The sequence below is a fragment of the Rhodococcus sp. P4_E4 genome (assembly GCF_056401575.1).
In genome coordinates this window covers 165215-184053 of record NZ_JBFUJB010000012.1, presented here as the reverse complement: position 1 = coordinate 184053, position 18839 = coordinate 165215, and the positions used below count along the sequence as shown (strand labels likewise).

The 18839-nt window shown below is 61.9% G+C and carries 18 protein-coding genes; 5 read left to right on the top strand and 13 right to left on the bottom strand.

Annotated features, from left to right (window positions below):
- Nucleotides 1-21: 21 nt before the first annotated feature.
- Nucleotides 22-195 (top strand): hypothetical protein, encoded by a 174-nt coding sequence (locus AC1DVN_RS15675; protein WP_020968508.1) that lies wholly within the window; start codon nt 22-24, stop codon nt 193-195.
- A 103-nt stretch (nt 196-298) separates the two neighbouring features.
- Nucleotides 299-1762 carry an alpha,alpha-trehalose-phosphate synthase (UDP-forming) gene (locus AC1DVN_RS15670; protein WP_020906320.1) on the top strand — a complete coding sequence of 488 codons (1464 nt, stop codon included), beginning with the start codon at nt 299-301 and terminating at the stop codon, nt 1760-1762.
- 93 nt (nt 1763-1855) lie between these two features.
- On the opposite strand, the gene AC1DVN_RS15665 is transcribed toward AC1DVN_RS15670, so the two are convergent.
- From AC1DVN_RS15665 to AC1DVN_RS15610, 12 genes are all read right to left on the bottom strand, one after another.
- Nucleotides 1856-2389, bottom strand: coding sequence for a twin-arginine translocation pathway signal (locus AC1DVN_RS15665; RefSeq protein WP_477994005.1), 534 nt, complete (start codon nt 2387-2389; stop codon nt 1856-1858).
- On the bottom strand, nt 2386-3159 hold the full coding sequence (locus tag AC1DVN_RS15660) for a hypothetical protein (RefSeq protein ID WP_477994004.1): 774 nt from the start codon (nt 3157-3159) through the stop codon (nt 2386-2388). The genes AC1DVN_RS15665 and AC1DVN_RS15660 overlap by 4 nt, the downstream gene beginning before the upstream one ends.
- Nucleotides 3159-4553, bottom strand: coding sequence for an MCE family protein (locus AC1DVN_RS15655; protein ID WP_020906318.1), 1395 nt, complete (start codon nt 4551-4553; stop codon nt 3159-3161). Before AC1DVN_RS15655 ends, AC1DVN_RS15660 begins: the two co-directional genes overlap by 1 nt.
- Nucleotides 4550-5797, bottom strand: a complete 1248-nt coding sequence (locus AC1DVN_RS15650; protein ID WP_477994003.1) for an MCE family protein — start codon at nt 5795-5797, stop codon at nt 4550-4552. The genes AC1DVN_RS15655 and AC1DVN_RS15650 overlap by 4 nt, the downstream gene beginning before the upstream one ends.
- On the bottom strand, nt 5797-7101 hold the full coding sequence (locus tag AC1DVN_RS15645) for an MCE family protein (RefSeq protein ID WP_477994002.1): 1305 nt from the start codon (nt 7099-7101) through the stop codon (nt 5797-5799). Before AC1DVN_RS15645 ends, AC1DVN_RS15650 begins: the two co-directional genes overlap by 1 nt.
- A complete protein-coding gene (locus AC1DVN_RS15640; RefSeq protein WP_003945728.1) occupies nt 7098-8156 on the bottom strand; it encodes an MCE family protein in 1059 nt (352 codons plus the stop codon). The genes AC1DVN_RS15645 and AC1DVN_RS15640 overlap by 4 nt, the downstream gene beginning before the upstream one ends.
- A complete protein-coding gene (locus AC1DVN_RS15635; RefSeq protein WP_019746999.1) occupies nt 8153-9172 on the bottom strand; it encodes an MCE family protein in 1020 nt (339 codons plus the stop codon). The genes AC1DVN_RS15640 and AC1DVN_RS15635 overlap by 4 nt, the downstream gene beginning before the upstream one ends.
- Nucleotides 9172-10356 (bottom strand): MCE family protein, encoded by a 1185-nt coding sequence (locus AC1DVN_RS15630; RefSeq protein WP_003945815.1) that lies wholly within the window; start codon nt 10354-10356, stop codon nt 9172-9174. The genes AC1DVN_RS15635 and AC1DVN_RS15630 overlap by 1 nt, the downstream gene beginning before the upstream one ends.
- A gap of 11 nt (nt 10357-10367) precedes the next feature.
- Nucleotides 10368-11219 carry an MlaE family ABC transporter permease gene (locus AC1DVN_RS15625; RefSeq protein ID WP_003945759.1) on the bottom strand — a complete coding sequence of 284 codons (852 nt, stop codon included), beginning with the start codon at nt 11217-11219 and terminating at the stop codon, nt 10368-10370.
- Between the two features lie 64 nt (nt 11220-11283).
- On the bottom strand, nt 11284-12048 hold the full coding sequence (locus AC1DVN_RS15620) for an MlaE family ABC transporter permease (RefSeq protein WP_003945687.1): 765 nt from the start codon (nt 12046-12048) through the stop codon (nt 11284-11286).
- 502 nt (nt 12049-12550) lie between these two features.
- Nucleotides 12551-13468: a 3-oxoacyl-ACP reductase gene (locus AC1DVN_RS15615; protein WP_007734334.1), complete on the bottom strand. Its 918-nt coding sequence runs from the start codon at nt 13466-13468 to the stop codon at nt 12551-12553.
- A 109-nt stretch (nt 13469-13577) separates the two neighbouring features.
- The gene (locus AC1DVN_RS15610) at nt 13578-13769 is read right to left on the bottom strand and encodes a ferredoxin (protein ID WP_007734330.1); all 192 of its coding nucleotides are present in this window, start codon (nt 13767-13769) and stop codon (nt 13578-13580) included.
- 265 nt (nt 13770-14034) lie between these two features.
- Between AC1DVN_RS15610 and AC1DVN_RS15605 the strand changes: the two genes are divergently transcribed.
- From AC1DVN_RS15605 to AC1DVN_RS15595, 3 genes are all read left to right on the top strand, one after another.
- Nucleotides 14035-15216, top strand: a complete 1182-nt coding sequence (locus tag AC1DVN_RS15605) for an acyl-CoA dehydrogenase family protein (RefSeq protein ID WP_003945878.1) — start codon at nt 14035-14037, stop codon at nt 15214-15216.
- 12 nt (nt 15217-15228) lie between these two features.
- A complete protein-coding gene (locus tag AC1DVN_RS15600) occupies nt 15229-16350 on the top strand; it encodes an acyl-CoA dehydrogenase family protein (protein WP_021332432.1) in 1122 nt (373 codons plus the stop codon).
- Between the two features lie 61 nt (nt 16351-16411).
- Entirely contained in the window at nt 16412-18043 is a 1632-nt protein-coding gene (locus tag AC1DVN_RS15595; RefSeq protein WP_092764631.1) for a long-chain-fatty-acid--CoA ligase, read from the top strand.
- 9 nt (nt 18044-18052) lie between these two features.
- On the opposite strand, the gene nagB is transcribed toward AC1DVN_RS15595, so the two are convergent.
- Nucleotides 18053-18832, bottom strand: a complete 780-nt coding sequence (nagB, locus tag AC1DVN_RS15590) for a glucosamine-6-phosphate deaminase (protein WP_021332431.1) — start codon at nt 18830-18832, stop codon at nt 18053-18055.
- Nucleotides 18833-18839 lie beyond the last annotated feature (7 nt).

Genomic DNA, 18839 nt, shown 5'->3' with positions numbered 1-18839 from the left:
GGCAAGCACGAGAGGAACATGATGGCTGAGAACACGACCGTCGAAACCGAGATCGCGGACGAGGAAATCGAGACCGTCGCCGAGGAAACAGCGCGCATGGCGCAGCACGTTGTCGCTGCATACGCGGAGGATGCCGACGAGTGCAGGATGCTGCTCTCGATGCTCGGTATCTCTCCCGCCGCCAAGCTCGACTGAATCTTTCCCTCACCGACCGAGAAGGAACCACGTGCCTGTCAGTCCGGATTCGACCAGTTCAACCCTTTCTGACAGCGCACCTGCTTCTTCGACCGGTGACACCGTGTCCGGGCAGGCTGAGTTCGTCGTCGTAGCGAACCGCCTGCCCGTCGACTTGGAACGGCTTCCCGACGGCACCACCCGCTGGAAGCGGAGCCCCGGTGGACTGGTCACCGCTCTCGAGCCGATCCTGCGCAGCAATCAGGGCGCGTGGGTGGGCTGGGCGGGCGTGCCGGACGCCGATCTCGACCCCATCGTCGAAGACGGACTCGAGCTCTACCCCGTGCCGCTGAGCGCCGAGGAGATCAACGAGTACTACGAGGGGTTCTCCAACGCCACCCTCTGGCCGCTCTACCACGACGTCATCGTCAAACCCGAGTACCACCGCGAATGGTGGAACGCCTACGTCGAGGTGAATCGGCGGTTCGCCGAAGCCACTTCCAAGGCAGCGGCTCAGGGCGCAACCGTCTGGATCCAGGACTACCAGCTGCAGTTGGTACCGAAGATGCTGCGGATGCTGCGCCCCGACCTCACCATCGGATTCTTCCTGCACATTCCGTTTCCCCCGGTCGAGCTGTTCATGCAGATGCCGTGGCGCACCGAGATCGTCGAAGGCCTCCTCGGCGCCGACCTCATCGGCTTCCACCTTCCGGGTGGCGCACAGAACTTCCTCTATCTGGCCAGACGCCTCGCCGGACAGCAGACTTCACGCGGAACCGTCGGCGTCCGCTCCAAACTCGGTGTGGTGCAAGTAGGTTTCCGTAGCGTCCGCGTCGGTGCATTCCCCATCTCCATCGACTCCGGCAAGCTCGACGAGCTATCACGCACCAAGGCAATTCGAGACCGCGCCAAGCAGATTCGCAAAGAACTCGGAAACCCCAAGCACATCATGCTGGGCGTGGACCGCCTCGACTACACCAAGGGCATCGACGTCAGGCTCGCCGCACTCCACGAACTTCTCATGGAGAAGCGCATCGATCCCGCCGACACGGTCATGGTGCAGTTGGCGACCCCGAGCCGCGAACGCGTCGAAAGCTACGTACAGATGCGCGGAGACATCGAGCAGAAGGTCTCCCGGATCAACGGCGAGTTCAGCGAAGTCGGTCGCCCCGTCGTCCACTACATCCATCGGCCGATTCCACGCGACGAACTGGTCGCGTTCTTCGTCGCTGCCGACCTCATGCTGGTCACGCCGCTGCGTGACGGTATGAACCTGGTCGCCAAGGAGTACGTCGCCTGCCGCAGTGATCTGGGCGGCGCATTGCTGCTCAGCGAATTCACCGGCGCTGCAGCAGAACTCCGCCAGGCTTTCCTGTGCAATCCCCACGACCTCGACGACGTCAAGGATTCGATGGAGAAGGCCCTCAATCAACCGCGAGAGGACGGCCGACGCCACATGCGTGCGCTACGTCGTCAGGTCCTGACCCACGACGTCGACCGCTGGGCACGCTCGTTCCTCGACGCGCTCGCGCACGGCGGTGCCGCAGGTCCGGCGCTGATCGCCCCGGCCGAAGCACAAGACCACTGAGGACAGTGCACAAAGGCTGGGGCCGCGGAGAGTTAATCTCCGCGGCCCCAGCCTGTTTCAGGTGATCGACCCCAGCCTGTTTCAGGTGATCGATCAGAAGGGTTGAACGTTGTTCACGAGCCAACGCCCGTCCTGCTTCTCCAGACTCATCTTGACGCGACTACCACTGGCGACGGCTTCGGGTGATTCCGAAGACGTGGTGATCTGATTGAGGAACAGCATCGTCGTCGCACTGTCTGCCTCGGCGTCGAGAACCGCGGCGCCCTGGACGACTACCTGAACGGTCAGCGACTTTTCCTTGGCTCCCGGAATGATCACCGATTCGATCAGGTTGGTGAACGTGCCCTGGAAATCGCCCGTCAAACCGTCTGTGGCCGCGTGCAACTGCTGGTCGACGTTGTTGTAGTCGTACTGGAACATCGCAACCGCCTGATCGGAAGAGGCCTGTGCCACTTCGTCTCTGGTCTGATCGATCGCCGCAATGTCACGCGTTCCACCCGGACCGAAGTAGAGATACGCCGACACTGCCGCCAACGCGATGGCCACTGCACTGATGACGCACAGAACGATGGCGAGCGGTGAGACGCGCTTGGGCTTGGACGTCTCGGAGATTACTTCTGGGGTCATGGCACAAACTCCACATTCGAGGCAAGCAACTGCCCGTCGACGTCGCACATGGTGATTCGGAGTCGGTAGTTGCGTTCAGCGGGCGCTTCGTCGCCGTTCTTCTGCATCGCACGCACCGCGACCAATGAAGTCCCGCAATCGCCGTCGGACTTCTCGAACCCGGCTTCGAGTACCTCGCCGTCGGTCTGAACTCCGGCCTGCCCGAGGACGTTGACAAACGAATCCTTGCGTCCGTCGAACTGCGACTTGAACTCGTCGGTGGTGCCGGCGAGGAACTTGTCGAGGTCGGCAGCCGCTGTATCCGCGTGCAATGTCGTCAGATTCAGTGCGGTGGTCCGGGCACCGGCCACGTAGCGCGCTCGGTCCTCGTCGGCATTGGACGCCTTGTTCCGGTCGACGAGAAGAAACACCGTCAGGGCCGTAAGAGCAACAGCGATCACCGAAGCAACGGCGATCCCGACTACCAGCCCGGCCTTGGGCTTCGAACGAACAGGGGTGTCCACAGCAGTTTCTGCGGGGGTTTCGGTGGTACCGGTCGGCTCAGCCTTGGTCGCGACCTGATCACCGCTGACGACCTTCTCAGGTGGAGTATCGGGCTTGCCCAAAGCAACTGGCGCCGCCACCTTCTGCTCAGCCGACTTCTGTTCGGCCGACTTCTTTTCGGTGGGCACTACTACCGCGGCAGCGTCTGCATCCGCACCCGTGGGTCCGGCGCTGCGGGACGCGCGACGGCGCACCCGCTGCCCGGCCTGTGGATCTTCGTCTGTCATCAACCCTGCTGACCCTTCATGAACTGTTCGAGACTGACGTCGCCGCCACCGAGGTTCGGTTGCGAGTACGTCCTTCCGTCCGGCCCGATGTACGTGCCTGTAATCGGATCGTACCGACGAGCCGAGACCGAAGGCGTCGACGTGTACGAGCTCGGGGTCGCGGTAATCGGTTCCGGAGGCCCGGATTGCGGGTTCGTGCCCATCGGTACGTAGCCGGAACGGCACTGTTCGACCGTCGGCGCACGACGTCCCGGATACTCCTCGCAGGGAAGGTTTCTCGCGCCGCGCACGGCGATCGGCGAATCCTGGGCAACCTGGCAGAAGAGATCCGACGGCGTCTCGATCGGTGATTCGTCCTTCGGACTGCGCCACTGCTCTGCGGGCAGGAATCCTGTAGTGCACGGCGGCGGGTCGTTGACCTCCATGTGGAAGTCCACCAGTGCACCATCCGCAGCCGGGCCGGAGCCTGCCACCGTGACCAGCGCTGCGGCCAGCGGCGGGTAGATGACCAGAATCTGCTCGATCGCGTTGTTGTAGATCACGCCGACCTGTCCGACGGACACGAGGTTCGCCAGAAGAATCGGCAATGTCGGCTGCATGTCTTGCAGAAGAGCATTCGCCTCCGCCGCTGCGGCCGGACCCTTCTGGATGACGGCACGCAGATCAGGGTCGCTGGCTCGGAGCTGGTCGGTGAACGTCACCAGATTGCTTGTCCAGGAACGGATGGCGTCGCTGCTGACCACCTGAGTGTCCAGGAGTGGACCGGCCTGCTCGATCAGCGTCTTGGTCGCGTCGGAGTTGTTGTTCGCCTCCTCGACGAACAGCCGAGCCGAGTCGATCAGCTTCTGCAGATCCGGGCCGGCACCGTTGAACGCCTTGAAGGATTCGTCGATGACGGTCTTGAGCTTGGTGTCGGAAATGCTCTGCAGCAACAGATCTGCCTGATCGAGCATCGCGCCGACATCCTGCGGAATGCTGGTTCTGTCTTCGGGAATCACCGATCCGTTTTCCAGATGCCCGTCGACGACGATCGCTCCGGAGCTGTCGGTGTGCGGAATCAGGTCGACGAACTGCTCGCCGATCGCCGACACACTCTTGACCGCAGCATCGACGTCCGACGGAACCTTGACGCCACTCTCGAGAGACAGTCGCGCATTCACACCCGTCTCCGAGAGCTCCACCGCGTTCACGACACCGATGGTCTGACCGCGGTACGTGACGTTCGAGTTCTTGTACAGCCCACCGGTGGCGGGCAATTCGACAGTGACGTCGTAACGGCCGATACCGACCATCGCCGGAACACGCACGTACTGAGTGGCCATCACGATCAAACCGACAACCGTCAAGACGGCGAAGATGATGAGCTGGATACGGACGAACTTTGTGAGCATCATGGTGCCGGTGCCCCCTGAGGAAGTCCTGGAATGTTGATCGGCGGAAGTCCCGGAATCTGAATGGTATTCGGATCCGCTGCCGGGGCCTGCGCAGCGGGAGCCTGTTCGGCGGGAGCCTGGGCCGGCGGTGCGGCAGGCTTGAGCGGATCGCTCAACGGGTTGCCTGTCTGTCCGGCGAGCCCGGCCTGCTTACCCAACACACCTTCCGGGCCGGAGAGTGTTCCTGCCAACGGAGTTCCAGTGAGGAAGTTCGCGTCGAGTCGGGGCAGCGAGATGTCGATGGTCATCGCCAGGTTGGCGTAGTCACCGCGGATGACGTTGTCGATTCCGTTCTGTGGGAACGGGAACGTCAAGAGGACTCCGAGAACTTGAGTGAGAGCATTACCCGAATCCGCCAAGGCCTTCAGAGTCGGCGAAAGAGCCCGAACGTTGGTCGCGAAATCGTCGCCGCTCTCCTGGATGACACGGCTCGCCACCTCGCTGAGACCACCGAGGGAGGTCAACGCGTTGGTGATGTCCTGACGCTGAGCGACAAGAACCTCGAGTGCCGGCGGAATACCTTCGAGCGCTTTGTTCAAGGTGTCGTGCTGTGCCTGGACGGTCGAGGACAGTCGATCGAGTCCTTCCATCGCCGAAACGATGTCGCCTCGTTGCTTGTCCAGACTTCCGACCAGCTGATCGAGCTGAGGCAGGAGGTCTCGAACGGAATCTTCACGCCCACCGAGAGCCGCGTTGAGTTCCTTCGTGATGTCCTGAACCTGAGCGAGACCGCCGCCGTTGAGAACAACGGACAGCGACGACAGCGTCTGTTCCGTCGTCGGGTAAGCGCCCGCCCGCTCGATCGGAATCAGGTCACCGGCTTCGAGTCGGCCCTCGGGCTCTTCTCCAACCGGCGGTGCCAACTCGATGTGCTGAGAGCCGAGCAAGCTGGTCTGGCCGATTTTTGCCGTCGCGTTGGCAGGCAACTGAACCTCGGGATTCAGCGACACCGTCACCAGAGCGTGCCAGCCCTGAACCTCGATGTTCGAAACGCTTCCCACTGCAACGTCATCCACCCGGACGGGCGAATTCTGCGACAGCGTAGTCACGTTCGGCATCTCGATCTGGACCTCGTATGCGCCTTCGCCCCGGCCCTGAGTTCCTGGCATCGGCACAGAGTTGAGACCGTTCCATTCACAACCGCTGGCGCCGAGTGCCACTGCCGTGGCCAACACGGCAACCGTGGTCTTGCGAGCTACCCGCATCAGTTCCCTCCGCCCATGTTGAAGAGTTCGGCGAGATCCTTGGGAACACTCGTCATGGGAGCACCTGACATCGGTCCTGCGACAGTTTCCGGCTGATTCTGACTTGCCGCTTCCAATCCCGGTTCGGTGTAGACGATCTGATCCGGGAAAGCCTGCACGCCCGCGACCGGGTTGAACAGGAATCCGGGGTAGTTGCCGATCATCGTGCTGAGCACCGGCCCGAGGTACTGCTTACACAGGTCGGCACTGTTCTGGGAGTTACCACTGTCGATGCCTTCGATGGAACCACAGATCCACTGGATTGGATTCTTGAAGTTACTCAGTGCAATTGCGCCGGTCATGCTGCCCTGAGCCGGTTTGTAGATCTGATAGAAGTTGGCAAGCGACGTCGGTCCGGAGTGCAGAACCTGCTCGATCTCCGGGCGCTTGTCCGTCAGTACCTGGGTGGCATCGGCCAGACGCGCGACCGATTCGCTCAGTCCCTCGCTGTTGTCCTTGACGAACCGCTGAACGTCGCCCACCGCCAGGTCGAGATCGCTGAGGGCGGTACCCAACTCGTCGGAGCTGCTTGCGAGAACGCTTGTCACCGAAGCGAGGTGACCGCTGAACTGCACGATCTGCTCGTTACTCGAGGACAACGCAGTGACAAACGCCTGCAGGTTCCGAATGGTGGAGAACAAATCGGTCCGGCCTTCGGACAGCGTGTGCATCGTGGCCGAGAGTTCGCGCAACGTCGACCGAATCGACTCGCCGTTGCCGTCGAGGTTCGTTCCCACGGTGTCGATGAATCGGCCGAGGGAACCCTGATCGTCCAGACCCTCCGGTCCGAGTGCGTCCGACAGTTTGGTCAGTTCGGTCTTGATCTCGTCCCACTCCACCGGAACGGCGGTGCGCTCGATCGGGATCTCGCCGCCATTGGGCATCTGTTCCCCGCCGGAGTACACGGGGGTCAATTGCACGAAGCGTGCAGACACGAGGCTTTGAGCAACGATGAGCGCCTTGGCATCTGCCGGAACGTCGACGCTCGAGTCGATCTTCATCTCGACGTACGTGTCCCGATCACGCGGTTCGATCTTCGTCACCTTGCCGACGTTGACACCGAGCACTCGCACGACGTCGCCCTCGTAGAGACCTGTCGTCGAGACGAAGTGCGCGGAGATCTTGGTCTTGCCCAGGCCAGGGATGAAGAGGTAGGCCGCACCCGCCACGAGCAGCGCGACCAGCACACCCGCTCCGATCAGCACCCACTTCTTGCGTGGGTTGGTGGAGCCCTGTGAATCGTGTGAAGTCATGGTCTCGGTCATTCTCCCGGCCCCCTGATCGTCGGTGGAATGCCGGGGAAGAAGTCTTCCAGGTCGCCCGGAACCTGCTCGGGCGCGACGCTGGTGTCCACCAAGGTCTTCCACCAGTTACTCGGCAGAATGTTGATGATGAAGGCATCGAAGAACGGGCCGCTGGCCACGGTCTCGCCGAGCGCGGTGATGTACGGTCCGAGGCCGTCGAGCGCCCCGGCGATGTTGTCCTTGTTCTGCTGAAGAACCTCGGCGACCGAATTCAGCTTCTCGAGGGTCGGCCCCATCTGAGCCTCGTTCTCCTGCACAAGCGCTGACAGTTGACGTGAGACTGCGCCGGTGTTGACGATCAGTTCGCTGATCGCGTCACGCCGCAAGCTGAGTTCGGCAAACAGCTTGTTTCCGTCAACCAGCAACGAATCGATCTGACCGCTTCTGTCGGAGAGGATCTTGGTGACATCTTCGGCCCGCGAGAGCAATTGGAGCAGGCTCTCGTCGCGTGAGTTGATGCTCTGCGAAAGCCGCGTCATTCCGTCCAATGCGGTGCGAAGTTCTGGCGGAGTATCGGCCAGGGTGTCCGAGATCGCGTTGAGCGAATCGTTGATCTGTTCCGTGTCGAGTTCGGACACCGTGGTACCGAGGTCACCTAGAGCGTCGTTGAGTGAGTACGGGGAGTTGGTGCGTTCCACCGGAATCGGCGTGTCCGTGCGCAGCAGTCCGGATCCTTCCGGCCGCACCGCCAACGACTTTCGGCCGAGAACCGTGTTGGTCTTGATGTCGGCCGCGGTCTGCTCGCCCAGGGCGACACCGTCTTGAACGGTGAAGGTGACCAGCACCTTCTGGTCGTCGAGTTCGACATCGCTGACCTTGCCGACCTTCACGCCGGCCATGGTGACGTCGTCGCCTGTGACCAGGCCGCCGGCATCCTGGAAGTACGCCGAGTAGCGAATGCCGCCGTTGATGAACTGGAGTTGATCGTATTGAAGCGCGGCACCCACTGTTGCCACCGCCAGGACGAGACCGATGACACCGATCTGTACCGGATTGCGTTCACGGGTAGGGGTCATGAGACTTTTGCGCACCTTCCCGTGTCCTGCACTGCCGTGGGCAAGATGATCGTCGTTCCGTCAGGTCCGGAGAACTTGAAAGTGTTGGCGCACAGATAGAACTGGAAGAACGCTCCGTACGTGCCCACTCGGATCAGCTTCCGGTAGTCGGACGGCAGACGACCGAGAGCGGTATTGATGTCGTCCTTGCCCAGGTCCAGCTGCGTCATCGTTCGGTTGGTCTCCCCGATCAGGGTCTGGATGTCCGGACGTGTCGCCTGCAGCAGCGATGCGAGATCTCCGGTCGCGCCGGCGATCTCGGTGATCGAATTACCGATCGGGCCACTGTCCTTCGCCAATCCACTGACCAACTGCTGGAGCTGATCGATCGTGGTGGAGAACTGATCACCCTTGTCGTTGATCGTGCCGAGTACGTCGTTGAGGTTGGTGATGACGTCCCCGATCAGCTGATCTCGGTCCGCCAACGTGCTGGTGAACGAACTGGTGTTTCCCAGAAGCGAAACCAATGTTCCACCCTGGCCTTGGAGTACTTGGAGCAGGGCCCCGGAGAGGTCGTTGACCTGCTGGGGGTCGAGAGAGCGAAGCAGCGGCTTGAATCCGCCGAGCAGCAGATCCAGATCGAGCGCGGGCGACGTCTGGTCGACTGGAATCGATCCACCTGACGAAAGCGTCTCGGTGGAACCAGCGCCCTCGAGCAGTTCCATGTAGCGGTCGCCCACCAGGTTCTCGTAGCGCACAGTCGCTTTGGTGCTCTTCATCAGTGAGTACTTGGTATCGACGTCGAACTCGACCTCGGCCTGGTTGGAGTCACCGATGGACACTCCGGTGACCGACCCGACCGGAACACCGGCGATACGTACCTTGTCGCCGGACTTGAGTCCCGAGACGTCCGAGAAGGTGGCGTGGAATCCGTTGCTGCTGCTGAAGCGCACCTGACTGAAGACGATCGCCAGTCCGGCGAAGATGACCGCCATGACGACGGTGAAAATCAGCAGCTTGACCGTGGTCGGTCTCATCACTTCCCGTCTTCCTGCTCGTAGGAGTCACCGAAGAGATACTGGAAAATGGTCGGCACGGTGACGCGCAGTTCGGTGTTGGGAACGAAAGGCACGTTGCCGGTGTTGGTGACTGCGAACGGGGCATGCCCGTCGACCTTCGGATCAAATTCGGGCAGACCATAACAATTGGGTCCACCGGAGGCCGCGACCTTGGGGAGAGATTGCGGGTTCTGGTACGCCTCGGCACCGTACATGAAGCTCGCACTCAGCATCAGTGCCGCTTTGTCCCCGGTGCCTGCCAGCGGCTCGAACTTGATCCGGCCGTCGTTCAACCCGACGATGAAGCACGTCAGACCCGACGAGTACTTGTCGAGCAGGGTCGTCGTCGCGGTCAGAGTGTCGAGGGCGGTGGTCAGGTTCTGCTCGTTGTCGGTCAACAACGCGTTGCCGGTGTCCGCGAGGCCGGTGACGTTGAGCAACAGCAAGTCGAGGTTTGCCTGCTCGGCCACGATCGATCCGCTTGTCGCGGTGGCATTGTCGAGGATGCGCATCAGATCCGGTGCCACGTCGGCGTACAGGTTGGTGACATCGGCGGCGCCGACCAAGTCTTCCTGGAGCTGCGGCAGAACCGGATTCATCTTCTTCAGATAGGTGTCACCGAGCTCGAGAACCTCACCCAGCGACTCGCCGCGCCCGTTGAGCGCAGTGGAGATCGCGCCGAGTGTGGCGTTGAGCTTTTCCGGTTCGATCTTCGCGAGCACGTCCGAAAGATGTTCGAAGACACTGTTGAACTCGACGGTGACGCTGTCCGAGGCGATGACAGCACCCTCCTGGATCGGCTGGGTCGACGGATCGTCGGGAATCACGATGTTGACGTACTTCGCACCGAACACCGTGGTGGTCTTGATTTCCACCCGGGCGTTCGACGGAATCTTCGACATCTGGCCCGGATCCATCGCCAGCTTCAGGTTTGCCTGGTCGCCGACGAGGGAGATCGATTCGACGCGGCCGACCTGCACTCCGCGCAGCTTCACCTTGGCATTCGGTTCCATGACCAGGCCGGCACGCGTGGACGTCACGGTGATGGGCGTGCTCTTGGTGAACCCACCCGAGAACATGGTGAGAGCAACGGCGACGATCGCCACGAGTCCGAGGACCAGGCCGGCTGCGGCCAACTTCTTGTGCCATCTGGGTACGGTCATCGCTTGCCCGCCTATCCCGACAGGTTGAAGTTGCCGGACCCGCCGTAGATGGCGAGTGAGATGAGCAGGGTGACCGTGACGACCGCGATCAACGAGGCGCGCACTGCGTTACCCACCGCGACACCGACGCCGACCGGGCCACCGGTTGCGTTGAAGCCGTAGTAGGTGTGGATGAGCATGACGGCCAGCGCCATGACTATCGCCTGGGCGAACGACCACAGTATGTCCGTGGGTATCAGGAAGGTCGTGAAGTAGTGGTCGTACACGCCGCCGGACTGGTTGTAGAGGAACACCGTCGCAAAGCGGCTGGCGACGAACGACGCGATCACCGCCAGTGAGTACAGCGGGATGATCGCGATCATGCCGGCCATGACGCGGGTGCTGACCAGATACGGAATCGACGGGATCGCCATCGTCTCCAGGGCGTCGATCTCTTCGGAGACGCGCATCGCACCGAGCTGCGCGGTGGAGCCGGCGCCGATGGTCGCGGCGAGGCCGATTCCGGCGATGACCGGCGCTGCGATGCGAACGTTGATGAAGGCGGCGAAGAAGCCCGTGAGTGCTTCGACACCGATGTTGCCCAGCGAGCTGTAGCCCTGAACGGCGATGGTGCCACCGGTGAACAGCGTCAGGAATCCGACGATCACGACGGTGCCACCGATGACGGCGAGCGCACCGGTGCCCATGCTGATCTCGGCGATCAGTCGCAGAGTTTCACGCGGATAGCGCATCAGCGCCTTGGGAGCGTGACCGAGAGCCTTCGCGAAGAACAGCGCTTGATCACCGATGCTGTCGATACTGCGAGAGATCGAGCCGATCTGTCGACGTGTGCGCGGGAAGCGTCCCGCTGCGGCCAACGCCATCAGATCTCCTCCCGTCCGTCGTTCGTCGTTCTGTTCACTTCGATCTCTCCGACTGCCGTGTACCTCATCCGGCCGTCAACTTGATACCGATGGTCGTGATGAGCACGTTGACGACGAAGAGCGCCATGAACGCGAACACGACGGTCTGGTTGACCGCGTCACCGACGCTCTTGGCGCCGCCCTTGACGTTGAGTCCGAGGTAGGCCGCAACCAGGCCGGCGATCATGCCGAACAGTCCTGCTTTGACCATGGAGAGCATGAGCTCACCGAATCCGGTGAGCAGTGTGATGCCGTTGACGAAGGCGCCGGGATTCACGTCCTGGATGAACACGGAAAAGACGAAACCGCCGAGGATGCCGATGGTGCAGACCAGTCCGTTGAGGAGCAGCGCCACTCCCGTCGACGCGAGCACCCGGGGAACGACCAACCGGTGGATCGGATTGATACCGAGCACCTTCATGGCGTCGATCTCTTCGCGAATGGTTCTGGCCGAGAGGTCCGCGCAGATGGCGGTTGCGCCGGCGCCGGCGACGATCAGCACGGTGACGATGGGGCCGACCTGTGTGACGGTACCGAGCGCAGCTCCGGCACCGCTGAGGTCGGCTGCACCGATCTCGCGCAAGAGAATGTTGATGGTGAAGCTGACCAGCACCGTGAACGGGATTGCGACCAGCACCGTCGGCACCATCGAGACTCGCGCCACGAACCAGGCCTGATCGATGAACTCTTGACGCTGGAAGGGGCGGGAGAAGACTGCCCTCAAGGTTTGGGCGGACATCTGAAAGAAGCCACCGACCGCTCGTAATGGCACCTCGACGAGGTCTACCATTCGCCCTCCTCGTCCTTGGTTGCCGCAGTACTGTCTGTTCTCATAGTCCAGCCCCCGACAGCTTGTGACTCAGGTCATATTAACTAGAACGTGTTCACCTGTCAAAAACAAGTGTCCAACTCTAAGAAGTAGCCTCACGGCGACGATCCGAAACCCGAAGGTTCGGGCCATGGGAAGCATCCCTTTTCGGTGCGAATTTCGCCGAAATATCCTGGAAATTAATACTTTTGAATGATCAGCGCTTATCGGCGCCGGATCGAGACCCTGCTACCGCGCCAGCCTTGACCGGGCACGTCGATCGAATATCGCATCGTTCACAGGAATGCAAAATTGGAACACAGTCTAGTTTTTTCGAGACCGTTGGTCTCGTTGTAGAACGCAGGCAGAGTGCCGCGCCCACCGACTCGTGAACACGCTATTTCTACCAGGAAGTGGACACGTAGACCGTCTAAGTGTGAACAACGGTTCTACGTGTCGCGCACCTGAGAATCAGACCCGTCGATCAGCCCAACGCGCGCAGGGCCGCCGATGCCGAGAACATCTTTGCCGGGTCACGGTCAGCGAAGTAGTCACCCATCACCGCGGACAGCGTTTCCGGCGACCAGGAATCTCCCTCTGCGTCGAACCGCTGCTCGACGACGGGCGCCGCCATCAGCGCAACCATCGGTCCGTACACCACGAATACCTGACCGTTGACGGCGTCGGCCGCCGGTGACGCCAGGTACGAGACGAGCGATGCCACATGCTCGGGCGAGAGCGGATCGATGCCGTCGGCCGGCGCGTCACCGAACACACCTTCGGTCATCGACGTCCGTGCCCGCGGGCAGATCGCGTTGGCCCGAACGCCGTAGCGCGAGAGCCCACGTGCGGCCGACAACGTCAGCGCCGTGATTCCGGCTTTTGCAGCGCCGTAGTTGGGCTGCCCTTCCGGTCCGAGAAGGCCCGCCTCCGAAGAAGTGTTGACGATGCGCCCGTACACCGGCGCCCCGGCTTCCTTGGATTTCGCCCGCCAGTAGGCAGCGGCGTTGCGGCACAGGAGGAAATGGCCGCGAAGATGAACTTCGAGTACCAGATCCCAGTCTTCGTCGGACATGTTGAACAGCATCCGGTCGCGCACGACGCCGGCATTGTTGACGACAATATCGACACTGCCGAACTGCCCCTGCGCTGCTTCCATCAGTGCGTCGGCGGTAGAACGCTCACCGACGTTGCCTGCCACGAATTCGACTTTGGCGCCGAGACCGCGGATCTCCTCGAGCGTTGCTTCGACGGCCTCGTTCGGGGCCAGATCGTTGACGACCAACGACGCACCGGCCTTCGCCAGACCGATGGCCTCGAACTTTCCGAGCCCCGATCCGGCACCGGTCACGATGGCGACCTTGCCTTCGAGACTGGTTTCTGGGCTGTTCACAGCATTCATCGAAGCGCTCTCCCGGTTCTCTGCGGTCGTGTGTCGAGTTACCCGGCTCGATTGCCGTGACCCACGAGTTCGCAACTTTAGAACGTGTTCTTGTTTTGGGCAACCATCGTCACGGATGTTCGGTCAGCGCCGCACGCGGGCACTGAGCGATCGCGGAACGGACATCTTCCCAGCGATCCTCCGGCGGACGCACGGAACTGATCACGAGCTCCTCGTTGTCGTCGAGGTCGAAAATATCGGGTGCGATCCCTACGCACACACCGTTTGCCTCGCAACGGTCCAGATCAACCCTGACCTCCATGGCGATTCCTCTTCTCTACTCACTACTACTGGCGCGAACACGGATACGAAACGAGTGCCGCAGGGCTGTGCCGCACACCGTTCCTGGCGATAACACTAGAACCTGTTTCAGTCGTGTGCAATGATTCGAAAAAGTACCGAGAACGGACGTCGAACGATCCGCCGGACACGGCGAGAGCGTCCCTTGTCGCCGATGTACGCATCGATAGAACCTGTGTCAATCGAATGGTTGGCGCTTTGATTCGTATCTCTATGGAGAGGTAACCATGCACATCACCTACACCCCTGAGCAGCAACAGCTCCAGGAGGAGTTGCGTGCCTACTTCGCACAACTGATGACTCCCGAGCGGCGTGAAGCACTCGCTGCCACGACGGGTGAGTACGGCGAAGGCAATGTGTACCGCGAAGTCGTCGCGCAGATGGGCCAGGACGGCTGGCTCACGCTGGGTTGGCCGAAAGAGTACGGCGGACAGGAACGCTCCGCGATGGACCAGCTGATCTTCACCGACGAAGCTGCCATTGCCGGTGCGCCCGTGCCGTTCCTGACGATCAATTCCGTAGCGCCGACAATCATGCATTTCGGGACGGACGAGCAGAAGGCCTTCTTCCTGCCCAAGATCTCCCGCGGTGAGCTCCACTTCGCGATCGGTTACTCCGAGCCCGAGGCCGGCACCGACTTGGCGTCTCTGCGCACGTCGGCCGTCCGTGACGGTGACGATTACGTCATCAACGGGCAGAAGATGTGGACGAGCCTGATCCAGTACGCCGACTACGTGTGGTTGGCGTGCCGCACCGATCCGGAAGCCAAGAAGCACAAGGGAATCAGCATGCTGATCGTCCCGACCACCGCAGAAGGCTTCTCCTACACCCCGGTTCACACCATGGCCGGCCCCGACACCAGCGCCACTTACTACCAGGACGTACGGGTCCCGGCGTCGTCGATAGTCGGCCAGGAACACGGCGGCTGGGCACTGATCACCAATCAGCTCAACCACGAGCGTGTTGCCCTCACCTCGGCCGGACCGATTCTGACCGCGCAGCGTGAGGTCCGCGAGTGGGCACAGAACACCAAGCTGCCCGACGGCCGACGCATGATCGACCAGGAATGGGTGCAGATCAATCTGGCTCGCGTGCATGCCAAGGCCGAGTACCTGAAGTTGATGAACTGGGAAATCGCCTCCGCAACCGATCACGCTCCCGGTCCCGAAGCGGCGTCGGCCAACAAGGTGTTCGGTACCGAATTCGCCACCGAGGCTTACCGCTTGCTGATGGAGATCCTCGGATCCTCCGCCACGATCAGGCAGAACTCCCCCGGCGCTCTTCTACGTGGACGCATCGAACGCATGCATCGTTCTTCGCTGATCCTGACGTTCGGCGGCGGTACCAACGAAGTGCAACGCGACATCATCGGAATGACAGCTCTGCGGCTTCCCGCATCGAAGCGATAAGGACCAACGATCATGGAATTCACCCTTACCGAGGCCCAGCAGGACCTGTCCGGACTGACACGATCCGTCGTCGCCGAACTGGTCACCAACGACCGCCTTCGTGAACTCGACGCCGCCGAAGACCGTTTCGATGCCCTCTTGTGGAATGCACTGGCTTCGGCCGGCGTTCTCGGCGCGGCCCTTCCGGAATCGGTGGGCGGCGACGGATTCGGTGTCCTCGAGCAGTGCAGCATCCTGGCCGAACTCGGCCGCGGCGTCGCAGCTGTTCCGTTCCTGACGTCCATCGTCGGGTCCGCCGCAGCGATAGCCGAATTCGGCTCGGACAAGCAGCGCGACGACTGGGCAAGCGCTGCCGCTGCCGGTGAGAAGATACTCACCGCGGCCCTCGCCGAGGAATACAACGACGACCCGGCACACCCGATCACGCGTGCCGAGAAGACCGCCGATGGTTGGCGCATCGACGGAGCCAAGATCACCGTCGACAGTGCTCCGCTCGCAGATCTGTTCCTCGTCCCTGCCATCACCGAGGACGGTGTCGCGGTCTTCCTCGTCGAACCGTCGGACGCGGGCGTGAGCATTACCAGGCAATCGACCACGGATTTCTCGAGTGCGGCCCTGGTCGAGTTCGATTCGGTGCAGATCCCGGCCGATCGTGTTCTCGGCTCGGTTGCCCAAGGATCCGACATCGCGGCATGGATCGTCGAACGAATTCAGCTCGGTTCCAGCGCCTACCAGTACGGGGTGCTCGATCAAGCGCTGAAGCTGACCGCCGAATACGCCACCGAGCGTGTACAGTTCGGCCGTCCGATCGGTAGTTTCCAGGCCGTGGCCCAGCGCCTCGCCGACGGATACATCGACGTCAAGGGCGTGCGCCTGACTCTCTGGGCCGCAGCGTGGCGTCTGAGCGAAGGACTTCCGTCCGACGGGGCCGTGCAGACGGCCAAGTTCTGGGCTGCAGATGCGGGACACCGCGTCGGGCACACCGCTGTTCACGTTCACGGCGGCGTTGGTCTGGACGAGGACCATCCGGTTCACCGCTACTTCCTCGCGGCCAAGCATCACGAGTTCCTGCTCGGCAACGCAACAGATCAGCTTCGCGCACTGGGCAAGGAACTTGCCGCAGTTCCTGCCTGAGTGCGTCCCACCGAGTGGAAATCCATGACCTGGTCCGAGACGAATCGATGATGATGCAGCTATGAGTCAGAGCCCCACTGTTTCCGATCTACTCCTCGGAGTCAGCGAGATCGACGACCGCGGTATCCGTTTCGAGGACCAGGTCATCACCTGGCGCGAGCACATTCAAGGCTCGTTCGATCGAGCAGCGCTGCTGGACACGCTGCTCGATCGAACGCGCCCCCGGCATTTCGGTCTTCTGATGGAGAACGTCCCCGAATTCTCACTATTGCTCGGCGCAGCATCGTTCTCGGGTTCGGTTGCTGCCGGCCTGAACACGACCAGGCGCGGCCCGGCATTGGCGCGAGACATCCAACTCTCCGACTGCCAGGTCATCTTCACCGAGAACAACCAGGCACATCTACTCGACGACGTCGATCTCGGTGACGTCCGGGTGATCAACGTGGATTCTCCGGCCTGGACGCAATTGTTGGCGCCCTTCGCCGATACGCCGGCCTACGCGTCGACGGCGCAGCCCGATGATCTGTTGATGCTCATTTTCACTTCCGGAACAAGCGGTGATCCCAAAGCGGTTCGGTGCACGCACCACAAGTTGGCCTCTCCCGGAGTCATGCTTGCCGATCGTTTCGGGCTCGGCGCCGACGACGTCGTCTACATGGCGATGCCCATGTTCCATTCCAACGCCATGATGGCGGCGTGGACGGTCGCGCTGCACGCTCGTGCGGGAATTGCCATGCGCCGCAAGTTCTCCGCTTCGGGCTTTCTGCCCGACGTTCACAAGTACGGAATCACGTACTCCAACTACGTCGGAAAGCCGTTGTCCTTCATCGCTTCCACCCCCGAGGTGCCGAACGAGCGGGAGAACACCTTGAAGATCATGTACGGCAACGAGGGTTCGGCGCCCGCCGTCGCCACCTTCATCCGGCGCTTCGATGCCCGCGTCATCGACGGGTTCGGTTCCACCGAGGGCGGCATTTCGATTTCCGCGGCGCCGGTGCCGAGGACCGGCGCCCTCGGACTTCTCCCGGACGGAGTCAAGATCCTCGATCCCGAGACCGGAGCCCCATGCCCGCCTGCAGTCTTCGACGCTGACGGCCGGATCACCAATGCCGACGAGGCAACCGGTGAACTGGTCAACGTCACCGGCCCAGGCACATTCGCCGGGTACTACAAGAACCCGGAAGCCGACGCCGAGCGAATGCGCAACGGCCAGTACTGGAGTGGCGATCTGGCGTACACCGACGTCGACGGCTACGTCTACTTCGCGGGACGCAGTTCCGGTTGGCTACGAGTGGACGGCGAGAACATCGGCGCCGCACCCATCGAACGATCGCTCGTCGGTTACCCGGGCTTCGCGCAGGTGTCCGTGTACGCAGTACCCGACAGCGATGTCGGCGACCGCGTCATGGCGTCGGTGATTCCGGTCGGCGACGTCGACAACTTCGACCCGGTAGCCGTAGCCGAATACATCGATTCCCGGCCGGAACTCGGGCCGAAGCAGAAGCCGACCTTGATCCGCGTGTGCAGTGAGTTCCCGAGAACGGCGACGTTCAAGGTGGTCACTCGAACGCAGAGCGCCGAACGCTGGAACACACCCGATCCGGTGTGGATCCGCCGGCGCGGAGAATCCGACTTCCAATTACTCACTCCCGAAATGGCACTCGGCCTCGAGAAGACGCGAGAGCCCGTCTAGCCCGATATCTCAGTAGTGCTGAGCAAGCGGTTTGTGCGCAGACACCGTTTTGTAGAACTCGGTGAGCCGAAGCTGTGATGCCGCTGCATCGTCGATCACCACCGTCGCGTGTGGATGCAGTTGGAGGACCGATGCCGGGCACACCGCGGCCAGCGGCCCCTCGACGGCAGCGGCAACCGCAGCGGCCTTGCGCTCGCCGGTTGCGATCATCACCAGATGATTTGCTTCGCAGATAGTTCCGAGGCCCTGGGTGATCACGTGCCGTGGTACCTCGTCCGGACTCTCGAAGAATCGGGCGTTGTCGGTTCGAGTCTGTTCCGTCAGCGTCTTGACCCGGGTCCTCGAATTCAGCGAGGACGTCGGTTCGTTGAAACCGATGTGACCGTTGCCGCCGATGCCCAGAAGTTGTACGTCCACCGGACCATTCGACGCAATCGCCCGGTCGTAGGCTGCCGCGGCGGCAAATGGATCCGGCGCGGTGCCGTCGGGGCTGAATACCCTTGCCGCGTCCAGGTCCAGGTGATTCACCAGTTCGGTGCGGATCACCTGGGCATACGACTCCGGGTGGCCTTCCGGCAGGCCTACGTATTCGTCCAACAGGAACGCCTGCACGCCGGCAAAACTCAACCCGTCCTCGCGGTGACGGCGCGCGAGTTCGCGGTAGACAGAGAGCGGTGAAGATCCTGTCGCCAGGCCCAAAGTCCGTGCACCTGAATGCACCGCGTGTTCGAAGATGTCGGCAACAACGGTGCCGGCCGCCTCCGCACTGTCGACAATGACAATTTCCATCGGTTGA

Coding starts and splice junctions, on each gene's coding strand:
- AC1DVN_RS15675 (WP_020968508.1), top strand. CDS start 22: ATGGCTGAGAACACGACCGTCGAAACCGAGATCGCGGACGAGGAAATC.
- AC1DVN_RS15665 (WP_477994005.1), bottom strand. CDS start 2,389: ATGACCCCAGAAGTAATCTCCGAGACGTCCAAGCCCAAGCGCGTCTCA.
- AC1DVN_RS15660 (WP_477994004.1), bottom strand. CDS start 3,159: ATGACAGACGAAGATCCACAGGCCGGGCAGCGGGTGCGCCGTCGCGCG.
- AC1DVN_RS15655 (WP_020906318.1), bottom strand. CDS start 4,553: ATGATGCTCACAAAGTTCGTCCGTATCCAGCTCATCATCTTCGCCGTC.
- AC1DVN_RS15650 (WP_477994003.1), bottom strand. CDS start 5,797: ATGCGGGTAGCTCGCAAGACCACGGTTGCCGTGTTGGCCACGGCAGTG.
- AC1DVN_RS15645 (WP_477994002.1), bottom strand. CDS start 7,101: ATGACCGAGACCATGACTTCACACGATTCACAGGGCTCCACCAACCCA.
- AC1DVN_RS15640 (WP_003945728.1), bottom strand. CDS start 8,156: ATGACCCCTACCCGTGAACGCAATCCGGTACAGATCGGTGTCATCGGT.
- AC1DVN_RS15635 (WP_019746999.1), bottom strand. CDS start 9,172: ATGAGACCGACCACGGTCAAGCTGCTGATTTTCACCGTCGTCATGGCG.
- AC1DVN_RS15630 (WP_003945815.1), bottom strand. CDS start 10,356: ATGACCGTACCCAGATGGCACAAGAAGTTGGCCGCAGCCGGCCTGGTC.
- AC1DVN_RS15625 (WP_003945759.1), bottom strand. CDS start 11,219: ATGGCGTTGGCCGCAGCGGGACGCTTCCCGCGCACACGTCGACAGATC.
- AC1DVN_RS15620 (WP_003945687.1), bottom strand. CDS start 12,048: ATGGTAGACCTCGTCGAGGTGCCATTACGAGCGGTCGGTGGCTTCTTT.
- AC1DVN_RS15615 (WP_007734334.1), bottom strand. CDS start 13,468: ATGAATGCTGTGAACAGCCCAGAAACCAGTCTCGAAGGCAAGGTCGCC.
- AC1DVN_RS15610 (WP_007734330.1), bottom strand. CDS start 13,769: ATGGAGGTCAGGGTTGATCTGGACCGTTGCGAGGCAAACGGTGTGTGC.
- AC1DVN_RS15605 (WP_003945878.1), top strand. CDS start 14,035: ATGCACATCACCTACACCCCTGAGCAGCAACAGCTCCAGGAGGAGTTG.
- AC1DVN_RS15600 (WP_021332432.1), top strand. CDS start 15,229: ATGGAATTCACCCTTACCGAGGCCCAGCAGGACCTGTCCGGACTGACA.
- AC1DVN_RS15595 (WP_092764631.1), top strand. CDS start 16,412: ATGAGTCAGAGCCCCACTGTTTCCGATCTACTCCTCGGAGTCAGCGAG.
- nagB (WP_021332431.1), bottom strand. CDS start 18,832: ATGGAAATTGTCATTGTCGACAGTGCGGAGGCGGCCGGCACCGTTGTT.